Genomic DNA, 12,550 nt, shown 5'->3' with positions numbered 1-12,550 from the left:
TTCCAATGCGTAATTTTTTCAAGAATGAATCTGGTGCTACTGCCATCGAGTATGGTCTCATCGCTGCTCTGATCGCTGTTGCGATCATCGGTGCTGTTTCTACTCTTGGTACTAACACATCTACTACATTCCAGTCTGTTGCAGACGCTATGTAGTCAGAAGTACCGTAAGGTACGCTGATAATTTGAAGCCGTCAGGTTCGCCTGGCGGCTTCTTTCTTTTCCGAGTGTCTTTTTCGTCAAGCTATCTTTAAATCCTTTGCTCTAGGCCACGATCTAAATCTGATAGTCGGAGGCCTTTTGATGATTCTATCTCTGTTTGCCGTAGCCTTTTTTGCGCTGTGTATTTTTGCGGCCTTGATTGATGTCGAAACGCTGACCATTCCAAACTGGTTGAATGGCTGGATTGCTTTCCTATTTGTCCCGGCTGCAATTGTGGCAGCGCCAGGTTGGGACGTCGCCGGTCTTCATCTCCTGGTGGGAACGATTGCCTTCATCGTTTCGGTCGGTCTGTTCTTCTTAGGCGTGTATGGCGGCGGCGATGCCAAATTTATTCCAGCCGTGATGTTGTGGCTTGGGCCTGCGGGCGCGGTGCCATTCCTCGTCGCGACAGCCCTCGCAGGCGGCATTCTGACAATTGTGATCGTGATTTTGCGTGGTTTGATGCCGAAAGGTGTCACCCCAGGGTTCGGCGTTGCAACGTTCGAAGAACGCAAAGGTGTGCCGTATGGCGTCGCCATCGCAGCAGGCGCCTTTATGGCCGCGCCAGCCTCTCCATTACTTATCGATTTATTAAAGCAAATCCAACTTCTGAGTTAACCATGCCTTAGCACACGCATGGAATATTAAGATCTGACGCCTCGTACTTACTGGGGCTTTGTAAAGAGAAGAAAGCGTCGTCATGTCACCTATGCGCCTTATTGTTTTGGCCGTCGCGCTGATTGCAGCGGTGGTCGCAGCTTTCTTGGTGCGCAATCTCGCGCAACCCACAGTCGTAAACGGCCCAACTCAAACTGTAGAGCGAGTGGTCGAGGTTGAGGTTGCTCAGCAAAAAGTGCTGGTTGCGAAGACAGACTTAAGAGTTGGCACGCTGCTGACTCCTGATGAATTCAAATGGGCCAACTGGCCTGACTCGACGCTGAACCCCGCCTATTACACGCAAGAAATTGCGCCGGATGCGATGGAAATTCTGACCGGCAGCGTTGTCCGTTCAGCCATGTATGCGGATGAGCCAATCATGCCGCAAAAGATCGTTCAAAAAGGCGAGACCGGCTTTATGGCGGCGCTTCTGAGCCCCGGCAAACGTGCGATGACGGTTGAGATTTCACCAGAGTCTGCTTCTGCCGGCTTTATTCTGCCGGACGACCGCGTTGATATCATCCTTACACAGATGATTGAGTTTGCAGGCGACGAAGATTTACCGCCGGTCATGGTCACGAAGACTATTTTAGAGAATGCGCGTGTGCTCGCGATCGACCAAACTTTTGGCGATGTAGACGGTATCCCCACGCTCACGGGTTCGACCGCGACCATGGAGCTTGATCAGACTCAAGCCGAATTGTTAGCGCGTTCAGCCCGAGTTGGAACGCTATCTCTCACACTCCGAAGCGCAGCGGATGCAGGCTTCAATGAGGGCGAAGCCCTCGCCAATGTCGTTGCCCTGGATGAGGTCGATTCTGGGGGACGAAAAGTCATGATTTATCGCAGCAACAAAGTTGAGGCGGGAGGCAGTTAAATGACGCCAATTAAGCGCATCATACAAGCTTCAGCGATGGCCTGCGCCATCGGCTTGTCGGGTCTGGGCTTTGCTCAGGCTCAAAGTGATGACAATCCGCTGGGCGTAAGCTCATTGGATCCAGGCGAGACCGGGGTCACGCGCTCAATTAATCTCGGGTTGAACAAATCCGTTGTGATTGATCTTGATCGCTCTGCATCGGATGTGATCATAACCAATCCAGAAATTGCGGATGCGACGGTTCAAACCGCAAAGCGCATTATTTTCCGCGGCGTATCGGTTGGGCAAACCAATGCTTTTGTATTTGATTTGCACGGTCGCCCGCTGATCAATCTCGAGATCGAGGTTGATATCGATACCAAAGTGATCACCGATATGATCGAACGCTATGTGCCTGACGCACGCGTTCAGGTCGAAAGCGCGAACAGCAATTTGGTCATATCCGGCACAGTCGACAATCTGGTCCAGTCTGATCAAGTCATTCGTTTGGTCGAAGCCTATTTGCCACCTGGCAATATTGCCAATGTCATCAATATGATGAACATCCGCGCAAAAGATCAGGTCATGCTTGAGGTTCGCATTGTCGAGATGCAGCGGACGATGGTCAAGCAACTCGGTATTAATCTGAGTGGCGCAACGAATTTTGGAGACCTCGCCGGACAAGTTGTTGAACAAGTGTTCGATCCGTTGACCGGCAACCCAATCTTCTTTGACCCAGATCAGCGTGTCATTGAAGTTGAAGACGGCGTCGCAACGATTGTGGATGTTACAGGCATCGGCGAAAACACTGTCGGTCTTGGGTCGCCTTTAACGCGGCAGGTTCCCGGCGCGCCATTTTCAAATCGCTTCCGTTTTAACAGTTCCAACGGTTTCAACATCCAAGGCGGCCCGCTTGGCGGCTTGGACACATCCGTCGGATACACCAACTTTGTAGGCGGGGTTGAACAGTCGGCGCTCGGCGCGCAAATCAACGCGCTGGAGCGGATTGGCATTGTCAGAACGCTTGCCGAGCCGAACATTATGGCTGTTTCTGGCGAGAGCGCCAAGTTCCTTGCAGGCGGTGAATTCCCAGTTCCTGTTGCTCAGGAAGAGGGAGAGATCACTATTGAGTTTAAACCTTTCGGGGTCGGTCTCGCTTTCACGCCGGTCGTCTTGTCTGAAGGTCGTATCTCGCTGAAGATTTCAACGGAGATCTCAGAACTCTCTACCCAGGGCGCGTTCCAAGGCAGTTCCGCTGCAGGCGTTACCAATACGGGCCAAGTCATCCAGGTGCAGGGTCTTACGATCCCGTCGCTGGTTGTGCGCCGGGCGGAAAGTGTTGTCGAGTTGCCGTCAGGCGGATCAACCATGCTCGCAGGTCTTATTCAGTCGCGGGCGCGTCAGACGCTGGACCAACTGCCAGGTGTCAAAAACCTGCCGGTTCTCGGCGCTTTGTTCCAGTCACGAGACTTTGAGAACCAGGAAACCGAGATGGTGGTGATCATCACGCCTTATCTGGTCGATCCAGCGAAGAAAGACGAGCTGAAGACCCCGGCTGATGGGTTTGTGAATGCGTCAGATTCTAAGACGGTCTTCTTCGGCAAATTAAATGCTCAGTATGCGGAGCCCGGTAAAGGTTTGTCCAAAGAAAACTATTCGGCTCCGGTCGGGTTTATTGAGGAATAGGTGCAATATGTCTATGACTAAACGTCTCAGTTTTGGAGCCATCCTAGGCGGCGCAATCCTCATTGCCGGTTGTCAGTCGGGCGGTACACCAAACAACATTCCGCCAGAATATTTCACCGGAACTGCCTTAGATCGCCATGAGATCGGCGTTACACAGCATACGGAATACCTCGAAGTTCAGCTTGACCCGCGCGACACGCAGTTGCGCCGCGATGAAGTGTCGAAAGTTCGTGGTTTCTTGGACCAGTACGCAGATGTAGGCCACGGCCCACTTGTGATTTCCATGCCGAAACACGCAGAAAATCCTCAGCTCGCGGTTGGCGCGGTTTCTGAAATTCGCGAATTCGCTTGGGAAGCGGGCGTCAGCTATGAGCAGATGCTTGGCGCAGCTTATGATGCAACAGGCCGTTCGAGCAGCCCAATTGTCATGGCGTTCAAGACTTACAAAGCGGTTGCGCCGGACTGCCCGTCGCTGGCGCAAATCGATATCTCGAATGTGTCGAGCAACAATGATTTGCCGACGCTTGGGTGTTCGATCCGTACCAATATGGCGGCGATGATTGCGGAACCCGCAGATCTGCTTGGCGGGCGCGAACTCGGTGAAGGCGACAAGGTCCGCCGAGGACAACAATTGCGACTTTGGCAAGCCGGTGAAGCAACGGCTGCGGCACGAACGGATAATGATTCAGGAGCTGTTTCTTCGGTTATTAACTAGGCCAAGGAAACGCATCGGGAGAGAAGTAGAATGTCGAATGATAACGCGCTTTTTGAAGACGATTTCGATATGGATTTCGAGGATGATTTTGATTCCGCTCTATCGAGTGTGATCGAGGATCAGTCTGGACTAGAACCCGTCGAACTCGATCCGCCTCAAAAAGATGTTGCGGAGTTTGACCCCGATCTTGATGCTGGGGAAGAGACTCCGATTACGCTGAGTGATTATGACGATGGCGGATATCGTGCGATCCCAGCTATCTCAGCCATGGCATTCTGCGAATCTGGCCGGACCGTCGCCCTGATGGAAGCGGTCGCCAGTGATCGCCGCATGTCGCAAGCGACGCTGCAAACGCAGGAAGGCGGCCTAGAGGCCGCGATCGCGTATCTGCAGGAGAACCAGACGCCCAATCTTCTGATCCTGGAATCGTCCGCTGCGAACGCAACCATGATTGCTCAAATTGATGAACTCGCATCGCATTGCGATGAAGGTGTGCAGGTCATGGTGATCGGCAACACCAATGATATCGGTCTGTATCGTCAATTGATGGCGCGCGGCGTGAGCGAATATTTGGTGCCGCCTGTTCCGCCGGTTCAGATCGTGCGTTCGATCAGTCAGCTCTTCGCGGATCCGGATGCGCCATTCGTGGGCAAGTCGATTTCAGTGCTCGGTGCCAAAGGCGGTGTAGGCGCATCGACGATTGCCCATAACCTCGCTTGGTCATTGGCTGAGAGTGCGCATGTTAGCACGGCCCTGATCGACTTGGATCTGTCTTTCGGTACGACGGCTTTGGACTTTAATCACGAGAACCAGCAAACCGTGGCCGACGCATTGCTCGCGCCAGAGCGGGTTGATGATGCTGTGGTTTCGAAACTGCTGGCAAAAGTCACGGATCGGCTTTCGCTGTTTACGGCGCCCGCGACGGTTTCTCAGATCATGGATATCCCCGCGGAGTCTTACACCTCGATCATCGATACGGTGCGACGGGTGATGCCATATGTCGTGCTCGACATGCCTCATGCTTGGAATGAGTGGACCTACCAAACCCTGCTCTCTTCAGATGAAGTCATTCTGGTTTGCCAACCCGATCTCGCATCTTTGCGGAACGGCAAAAACATCATCGATGAGCTCAAAGCTCAACGCCCGAATGATGCGCCGCCAAAACTGGTTGTGAATATGATGGGCGTGCCGAAACGGCCTGAAATCCCGACCAAAGATTTTGCTGCAGCGATCGAAGTTGAGCCGAGCGTGATTCTTCCGTTTGACCCGCAATTGTTCGGCACCGCTTCGAACAATGGTCAGATGATTTCGGAAACTGATGCAACGGCCGATGCATCTGTGTCGATTGATAATCTAGCCGGTGTGCTGACGGGCCGAGAAATCGTTCCGCAAACGAAGTCACTATTGAACAAACTGCTTGGAAAATAAGCGGAATTAGAGGGCTAACCTATGGCATTTGGCAAACGTTCTGCAGGATCCGCGGCGGTCAAACCCGCTGTCAAAGCGCCTGTGCCTGCTGCGCCAAAAGCTGCGGCACCGCCGCCTGCTGAGCAAGCGCCCCCACCCGCGCCGAAAGAGCAGCCAAAGCCAGCCGCGCTAAAGCCGCCACCGGCGACAGAGCACAAAGAACAAATCACTAAAGTCAATGATCGGTCGGAAGAGTATTACGCGACCAAGACGACGATCTTTAATGCTCTGATCGACACGATTGATCTTGGCCAGCTCGCGCAGCTCGACCAAGAAAGCGCGCGCGAAGAAATTCGCGATATTGTCGTTGAGATCATCGCGATTAAAAACGTCGTGATGTCGATCTCTGAGCAAGAACACTTGCTCGATGATATCTGTAATGACGTCCTCGGCTATGGTCCGCTTGAGCCGCTTCTGGCGCGTGACGATATCGCCGATATCATGGTGAACGGCGCCGACACTTGCTATATCGAAGTCGACGGTAAGATTGAGCGCACGAATATCCGTTTCCGTGACAATGCCCAGCTGATGAATATCTGTCAGCGCATCGTGAGCCAAGTTGGCCGCCGCGTTGATGATGCTAGCCCGATTTGTGACGCCCGTTTGCTCGACGGTTCTCGTGTCAACGTCATCGCGCCGCCGCTGTCGATTGACGGGCCTGCCCTGACCATTCGTAAGTTTAAAAAGGACAAGCTGAAGCTTCAGGACCTTGTAAACTTCAAATCGATTTCTGAGTCCGGCGCTGAAATCCTACGGATCATCGGCCATGCCCGCTGTAACGTTCTGATCTCGGGCGGTACCGGTTCGGGTAAGACGACTTTGCTCAACTGTTTGACCGGCTTTATTGAGCCGAGCGAGCGGGTCATCACGTGTGAAGACTCGGCGGAATTGCAGCTGCAGCAGCCGCACGTTGTGCGCCTCGAAACACGTCCGCCAAACATTGAAGGCTCGGGCGAGATTACGATGCGGGACTTGGTCAAAAACTGTCTGCGGATGCGTCCTGAACGGATCATCGTGGGTGAGGTGCGTGGCCCTGAAGCGTTTGACTTGCTGCAGGCCATGAATACCGGGCACGACGGCTCGATGGGAACACTGCACGCCAACAGCCCGCGTGAGGCCCTGTCGCGTGTCGAATCTATGATCACAATGGGCGGGTTCAGTCTGCCTGCGAAAACGATCCGCGAAATGATTGTCGGCTCGGTCGACGTTGTCGTTCAAGCGTCGCGCCTGCGCGATGGTTCGCGCCGTATCATGTGCGTGACGGAAGTTATGGGCCTCGAGGGCGATACGATCGTGCTGCAAGATATCTTGAAGTATGAAATTGAAGGCGAGAGCGATGATGGCAAGATTGTCGGTCGCCACCGCGGAACTGGAATCGGTCGTCCAAAATTCTGGGAACGCGCTCAGTATTACAATCTCGAACGCGATCTCGCGACCGCTCTGGACGAGCTGGATTAATCGATGGATCTGAGCGGCGATATCATCTTCTACGCGATTGGCGGTTTGGCATTCTTATGCATCGCCGGAATTGGCTTGGCCTTTACCGGGGATCAGAACACCGAGAAGGCTTCTAAACGCGCGCGGCAAATCACGTCCGAAGAGGGCGGAGGGCGACGCGGCGCACGCAACGATCCGAATGCCGCGCGAAAGAAACAAACCGCGCAAATGCTGAAAAAGCTGCGTGAGCAGGATGAATCGCGCCGAAAATCGCTGGTTGCTAACGATATTCAGTCGAAGATCAACCAAGCTGGTCTCGAAATGCCAGCGCAAACCTTCTGGATCATCTCGATTATCTTGGCCGGTATGGCGGCGTTCGGGACCTGGTATTCTGGCGCCGAAGGCCCGCCCATGATTCTCGGGTTCCAGTTTAAGTCGCAGCCCGCGATGATCGTGCTGGCCGCTTTTGTTGCTGGGTTCGGCCTGCCGCGTTGGGTCCTCAATTTCATGACCAATTCGCGCAACAAAAAGCTGATGAACCAGTTTGCAGATGGCATCGACATTATCGTTCGCGGCGTAAAATCTGGTCTGCCTTTGACCGAGTGTTTGCAGATTATCGGGCGAGAAAGCCCGGCGCCGCTTGGGCCAGAGTTTCAGCTTCTGACCAATAATCTTTCAATGGGGATGACGACAGAGCGTGCATTGCAGCAATTCTACAAGCGGGTGCCGCTGCCAGAAGTAAATTTCTTCGTCATCGTGCTGTCCATTCAAGCCAAAGCTGGCGGAAACTTGTCCGAGGCTTTGGGCAATCTATCGGTGGTTATCCGGTCGCGTAAAATGATGCGCGAGAAGATCAAAGCATTGTCCGCGGAAGCGAAAGCATCAGCGGGTATTATTGGTGTCTTGCCGTTTGCTGTGGCCTTTATGGTTTATCTAACGACCCCAAGTTACATCATGGAACTGTTCACCAGTTCAGGCGGTCACACCGTTCTATTCGTGGGCTTTTGCCTTTACGCCACCGGCATCACCGTGATGCGCAAAATGATCAACTTTGATTTCTAGGAGCGGCACGTGGGCGATTTTGCATCATCACTAAGTGACCCGGCCTCTCTACTGTCGATGGCAGTTGCGGTCGCAATGTTCATGACCGTTATCGGTGTGATGTTGCCGGCGCTGAAAGGCGACAAGCTTGAAACCCGCCTGAAACAGGTCTCCTCGCAGCGCGAGAAATTGCGGCGCGCCAGCCGGTCTCAGCTCGAGCAAACTGGACTGAAGCGCGAAGCAAAAGGCACGATCAGCGATATTACCAAGAAGCTTGATCTGCAAAAAATGCTCGAAGACCCGAACATTGCCGAAAAGCTTGAGCAAGCGGGTATGCGAGGGCCACGGCCGCTTGTGATCTTCTATTTTTGCCGTTTTGTTTTGCCGTTTATCGGGGGCCTCACGGCGTTCATCTATATTTTCTTCGTGAACGATCACGGCTTGTCACCAGCCATGAAATATGGGTCGATTATTTTTGGCCTGGCGGCCGGCTTTTATGCTCCGAACCTGTATGTCGGAAACATTGCTCAGAAACGCCAACAAAGCTTGATGCGAGCCTTCCCAGATGCGCTAGATATGATGCTGATCTGCGTGGAATCGGGCATGTCGATCGAAATGGCGTTTGCGAAAGTCGGCGCAGAAATTGGCACCGCATCGGCCGAACTTGCCGAAGAGTTGCAGCTAACCACTGCCGAGCTGTCTTATTTACAAGAACGGCGTATGGCGTACGAAAACCTCGCCCGACGCACAGGGCATGAAGGCGTTAAAGCCGTTACCATGGCCCTCACACAGGCCGAACGCTATGGTACACCTTTGGGTGATGCATTGCGCGTAATGTCCAAGGAAAACCGCGAGATGCGGATGTCAGCCGCTGAGAAGAAAGCTGCGGCTTTGCCGGCTCAGCTGACCGTGCCGATGATCATTTTCTTCCTGCCGGTCCTGTTCCTCGTGGTGCTGGGTCCAGCGGTGATCAAAGTGATGCGGATGCAAGCCGAGAACTAGGGTCCGGCCAGCTGCGAAGGCTTCTGAAATTTTAGGAAAATCGCCGCCTTAAGCGGAGGCGGGTCAGCTTACCGATTTTGCGAGCCGCGGAGCTTTGGACGCAAGCCATTGTTGCTCGGCGCAGGTGTTTCACCCGCGAGTTCTGTCGTGGCGCCCATTGGCTCCGACATGGCTTCGGAGGCGACTTGCGCTTCGGGAACACCGGGCATCTGTTGCGCTGCTGCTGGGGTTCGTTCGACATCCTCGATCACTTGGTCGAGCTGTTTTAAACCTTCATAGGAGCGACCCGCGGGGATCATCATCTCGCGCAGCGCAGACTGATTGGCTTCCACGGTCCGCATTGGAGCATTTGGATCTACAGAGACCATTTCGTCAAAACGTCCTTGCAGTCCTAGGATCAGAGCGAGGTTTTGGCGGACGCGGCCATCGGCACCAGGCGCTTCAACCGCGCGCCGGAGCGCGGTTTCTGCAGCCGGTAATTGGCCCGTGATGGCGAGTGAAAGCCCATAGTTTGACAGCGTCGACACCCGATCTGGTTCGCGTTCCAGGGCGAGTTTGTAAGCGTCTTGCGCCTGATTGTGGTCCTCCATGCGGTCGAACGCCAAGCCCAGCGCCGCAAGCGGCGCCGCTTCGGTTGGCGGCGACAGATCGGCACTACGCACAAACGCCTGTGCTGCATCATTGAGCCTGTCTTGTGCCATCAGTGACCGTCCAAGCTCCAAGTAGAGCTCATAAGCGGTGGGATGGATAGGCAGCGCTGCGGACGCAACTTCGCCGACACGTTCATGACTGCCGATTCGGCGCAGGGCGCGCATAAACTTCACCGTGACGTCCAAACTTGCCGGGTCTTTTTGATATTCGGTTGCCCAAAAGTTAGCGCGGGTAATCGGATCGGAGCGTTCGGCTTGGGCGATTTCTTCAGGCGTTGCAGGCGCAAGCGCTGCCTTGATCGCTTCCTTGTAGGCCTGTTCTTCTGCGGTCAATTTCGGCTCAGCTTCCGTCGTGGCGCACGCAGCGCTGGACAGTAGAACGAGGGCGGGAAGCACATATTTGGCAGATCTGACTCTGGACATTTGGCAGGCTCCGGGGCTGTAAGAGCGAGAACAATGCCATTGACCTGGTCAAGACAAGGTTAACAAAACTGGCTTTCTCATTAACGGACTTGGACTGCGATGCCTGAACACTCTGCCCTAATTTCTAGCTCTGACGCCGCGGTGCCGGTCTATCTGTTCACCAAAGACAGCTGGGACGAGAATGCCGATCTCCCCGCTGGATTGAGCGCTTTGGCAAAAGCCCACGCGTTTGAAGGCAAGACCGGGCAAATGGTGATTGGCGCGACGGAGACGGGTGAACGGTCCGGCGTGCTCTTCGGGCTTGGCGATGGCAGTGATGCGCTCGGTGTGGCGTCTTTGTCGGCGAAGCTAGCGGCGGGGGATTATGAGCTGATAAATGTCGATCTGGCGGCGCTTGCCATGCATGCCATCGCTTGGGCTGATGGAGCCTACCGATTTGACCGGTATCTAAACAAGCCCGCGACGCCGCCCCGCCTGGTCGTTGGTGAGACCGATGCAGGCGAAGCTCTGATCCGCGAAGCTATCGCGATTGATCGCTTGCGGGATCTCGTCAACACACCCGCCGAGGATATGGGGCCACCTGAAATCCAAGGCACGATCAGTGATTTGGCAGAACGCTATGGCGCGACGCTGGAAACCATCATTGGCGATGCCTTGCTCGACCAGAACTATCCGATGGTCCACGCCGTCGGGCGCGCTGGACCAGAAGCACCGCGCATTATGGAGCTGAGTTGGGGCGATGCTGCGCATCCAGAACTCGCGATTGTGGGTAAAGGGGTGGCGTTTGATACGGGCGGTCTCAATCTGAAAACCGGCAATTATATGCGGTTGATGAAGAAAGACATGGGCGGCGCGGCGCATGCGATTGCGCTGGCGGAATTGGTCATGGGTGCAAATCTGCCGGTGCGCCTGAAACTGTATGTGCCTGCCGTGGAAAACGCGATTGCGGGCGATGCGTTCCGGCCTGGTGATGTGCTTTCCAGCCGTAAGGGCTTGAGCGTCGAGATTGACAATACAGATGCTGAGGGCCGGTTGATTCTTGGCGATGCGCTAACCCGTGCGTCTGAAAGTGAGCCTGATCTGGTGATCGATTTTGCGACCCTTACTGGAGCAGCACGTGTGGCGCTTGGGCCAGACCTCGCGCCATACTATACAGACGATGAGGCGCTTGCTGCTGCGATCTCAGAAGGGGCGCAAGTGGCTGGCGATCCAGCTTGGCGCATGCCGCTCTGGGCGCCCTACAAATCAATGCTGAAAAGTCCGATCGCGGATCTCGTGAACAGCGCGGCTGGCGGCATGGCTGGATCGATCACTGCGGCAATTTTCCTCAAACAGTTTGTTGATGCGAAAACTTGGGTTCACCTTGATGTGTGGGCATGGCGCGAGGGCAAATATGGGCGACCCGCTGGTGGCGCCGCTTGCGGTCTGCGAGCCATGTGGGCGACGATACAAGCGCGGTATTCTTAGCGTTTATCGCTGAGCACGTATCGCGGACCAACCCCTAAGCGATACGCTTTGTCTTCGGGATTGTAGAGGTTGCAGGCCTTCAGAGACAGGCACCCGCATCCGATGCATCCGTCCAATCGGTCACGCATTCGCTCCATCATCGCGATCCGCTCATCGAGCGTTTTCCGGAACTTTCTGCTCATTTTACCCCAGTCCGCTTTTGTCGGCGTCCGCCCGGCCGGCAAGTTCGCCATTTCGGCTTTAATGTCTTCAATTGTGAGTCCGATTTGTTGAGCAATCAGAATGAAGGATAGGCGGCGAATATCTGAGCCTTCATAGCGCCTTTGATTCCCCTCATTGCGATCTGGCGTGATGAGACCTTTGCTCTCATAAAACCGGATGGCCGAGACGGACAGGCCTGTTCGGGCTGCTAAATCGCCGATAGATAGACCGCGTTTCATCTTCATGAAGAACTCCAAAAAAATACCTTGACCTAAACTTAGGTTGAGGAATTACACCATCGCTATCGAACAATCAAATGAAGGAGATAGAGATGCAAAAAGCGATCCTTGAACATATCAATATGACAGTGACAGACCCGGACAAAACGGCCGAAATGCTGGCGGATTTGTTTGGCTGGAAAATTCGGTGGAGCGGCGCGTCGTTGCACAATGGACGGACTGTCCATGTTGGAAATGACGATGACTATGTCGCGCTGTACAGTGTCGGAGCGCCGCGCGCTTTATCCGATAGCGAAAATTATCGTTTAGCTGGCGCCGTCAATCACCTTGGCATTTTGGTCGACGATTTGGCGGCGGCCGAAAAACGCGTGCTCGAATATGGTATCAAAACCCATAGCCATCAGACCTATGATCCCGGCAGCCGGTTCTATTTCCATGACCATGACGGAATTGAGTATGAGGTGGTCAGCTATGCTTGAGGGGCTCATCCAAGCCTATCTTGAAGGTTT

13 protein-coding genes are annotated in these 12,550 nt (G+C 54.3%); 11 read left to right on the top strand and 2 right to left on the bottom strand.

Annotated elements, in window-relative coordinates; all coding sequences use genetic code 11:
- Positions 1 to 5: 5 nt before the first annotated feature.
- The 9 genes from MY069_RS06135 (at position 6) to MY069_RS06095 (ending at position 9,061) form a co-directional block, all read left to right on the top strand.
- Positions 6 to 155, top strand: a complete 150-nt coding sequence (locus MY069_RS06135) for a Flp family type IVb pilin (protein WP_482796187.1) — start codon at positions 6 to 8, stop codon at positions 153 to 155.
- 147 nt (positions 156 to 302) lie between these two features.
- The gene (locus MY069_RS06130; RefSeq protein WP_482796186.1) at positions 303 to 818 is read left to right on the top strand and encodes an A24 family peptidase; all 516 of its coding nucleotides are present in this window, start codon (positions 303 to 305) and stop codon (positions 816 to 818) included.
- Positions 819 to 900: 82 nt separating this feature from the next.
- On the top strand, positions 901 to 1,734 hold the full coding sequence (cpaB, locus tag MY069_RS06125; RefSeq protein ID WP_482796185.1) for a Flp pilus assembly protein CpaB: 834 nt from the start codon (positions 901 to 903) through the stop codon (positions 1,732 to 1,734).
- Entirely contained in the window at positions 1,735 to 3,399 is a 1,665-nt protein-coding gene (locus MY069_RS06120; RefSeq protein WP_482796184.1) for a type II and III secretion system protein family protein, read from the top strand. It begins immediately after the preceding gene.
- Positions 3,400 to 3,412: 13 nt separating this feature from the next.
- Positions 3,413 to 4,114 carry a CpaD family pilus assembly protein gene (locus MY069_RS06115; protein WP_482796183.1) on the top strand — a complete coding sequence of 234 codons (702 nt, stop codon included), beginning with the start codon at positions 3,413 to 3,415 and terminating at the stop codon, positions 4,112 to 4,114.
- A gap of 30 nt (positions 4,115 to 4,144) precedes the next feature.
- Positions 4,145 to 5,542: a CpaE/TadZ family protein gene (locus tag MY069_RS06110; RefSeq protein WP_482796182.1), complete on the top strand. Its 1,398-nt coding sequence runs from the start codon at positions 4,145 to 4,147 to the stop codon at positions 5,540 to 5,542.
- Positions 5,543 to 5,563: 21 nt separating this feature from the next.
- Positions 5,564 to 7,039, top strand: coding sequence for a TadA family conjugal transfer-associated ATPase (locus MY069_RS06105; RefSeq protein ID WP_482796181.1), 1,476 nt, complete (start codon positions 5,564 to 5,566; stop codon positions 7,037 to 7,039).
- Between the two features lie 3 nt (positions 7,040 to 7,042).
- Positions 7,043 to 8,080, top strand: a complete 1,038-nt coding sequence (locus tag MY069_RS06100; RefSeq protein ID WP_482796180.1) for a type II secretion system F family protein — start codon at positions 7,043 to 7,045, stop codon at positions 8,078 to 8,080.
- A gap of 9 nt (positions 8,081 to 8,089) precedes the next feature.
- The gene (locus tag MY069_RS06095) at positions 8,090 to 9,061 is read left to right on the top strand and encodes a type II secretion system F family protein (protein ID WP_482796179.1); all 972 of its coding nucleotides are present in this window, start codon (positions 8,090 to 8,092) and stop codon (positions 9,059 to 9,061) included.
- A 68-nt stretch (positions 9,062 to 9,129) separates the two neighbouring features.
- Here MY069_RS06095 and MY069_RS06090 read toward each other — a convergent pair whose 3' ends face one another.
- Positions 9,130 to 10,134, bottom strand: a complete 1,005-nt coding sequence (locus MY069_RS06090) for a hypothetical protein (RefSeq protein ID WP_482796178.1) — start codon at positions 10,132 to 10,134, stop codon at positions 9,130 to 9,132.
- A 99-nt stretch (positions 10,135 to 10,233) separates the two neighbouring features.
- On the opposite strand from MY069_RS06090, the gene MY069_RS06085 reads away from it, so the two are divergent.
- Positions 10,234 to 11,601 carry a leucyl aminopeptidase family protein gene (locus MY069_RS06085; protein ID WP_482796177.1) on the top strand — a complete coding sequence of 456 codons (1,368 nt, stop codon included), beginning with the start codon at positions 10,234 to 10,236 and terminating at the stop codon, positions 11,599 to 11,601.
- Here MY069_RS06085 and soxR read toward each other — a convergent pair.
- A complete protein-coding gene (gene soxR / locus MY069_RS06080; protein WP_482796176.1) occupies positions 11,598 to 12,047 on the bottom strand; it encodes a redox-sensitive transcriptional activator SoxR in 450 nt (149 codons plus the stop codon). The genes MY069_RS06085 and soxR overlap by 4 nt on opposite strands.
- Positions 12,048 to 12,133: 86 nt before the next feature.
- Between soxR and MY069_RS06075 the strand changes: the two genes are divergently transcribed.
- Entirely contained in the window at positions 12,134 to 12,520 is a 387-nt protein-coding gene (locus tag MY069_RS06075) for a VOC family protein (RefSeq protein WP_482796175.1), read from the top strand.
- Positions 12,521 to 12,550: the final 30 nt, after the last annotated feature.

Source organism: Hyphomonas sp. ske169, from assembly GCF_056850855.1.
This window is presented reverse-complemented; position numbering and strand designations above follow the sequence as displayed.

Bases quoted from the DNA above. Each gene is read 5' to 3' on its own strand.
- MY069_RS06085 (WP_482796177.1), top strand. From the start codon at position 10,234: ATGCCTGAACACTCTGCCCTAATTTCTAGCTCTGACGCCGCGGTGCCG.
- cpaB (WP_482796185.1), top strand. From the start codon at position 901: ATGTCACCTATGCGCCTTATTGTTTTGGCCGTCGCGCTGATTGCAGCG.
- MY069_RS06120 (WP_482796184.1), top strand. From the start codon at position 1,735: ATGACGCCAATTAAGCGCATCATACAAGCTTCAGCGATGGCCTGCGCC.
- MY069_RS06075 (WP_482796175.1), top strand. From the start codon at position 12,134: ATGCAAAAAGCGATCCTTGAACATATCAATATGACAGTGACAGACCCG.
- MY069_RS06130 (WP_482796186.1), top strand. From the start codon at position 303: ATGATTCTATCTCTGTTTGCCGTAGCCTTTTTTGCGCTGTGTATTTTT.
- MY069_RS06100 (WP_482796180.1), top strand. From the start codon at position 7,043: ATGGATCTGAGCGGCGATATCATCTTCTACGCGATTGGCGGTTTGGCA.
- soxR (WP_482796176.1), bottom strand. From the start codon at position 12,047: ATGAAGATGAAACGCGGTCTATCTATCGGCGATTTAGCAGCCCGAACA.
- MY069_RS06105 (WP_482796181.1), top strand. From the start codon at position 5,564: ATGGCATTTGGCAAACGTTCTGCAGGATCCGCGGCGGTCAAACCCGCT.
- MY069_RS06135 (WP_482796187.1), top strand. From the start codon at position 6: ATGCGTAATTTTTTCAAGAATGAATCTGGTGCTACTGCCATCGAGTAT.
- MY069_RS06090 (WP_482796178.1), bottom strand. From the start codon at position 10,134: ATGTCCAGAGTCAGATCTGCCAAATATGTGCTTCCCGCCCTCGTTCTA.
- MY069_RS06115 (WP_482796183.1), top strand. From the start codon at position 3,413: ATGACTAAACGTCTCAGTTTTGGAGCCATCCTAGGCGGCGCAATCCTC.
- MY069_RS06110 (WP_482796182.1), top strand. From the start codon at position 4,145: ATGTCGAATGATAACGCGCTTTTTGAAGACGATTTCGATATGGATTTC.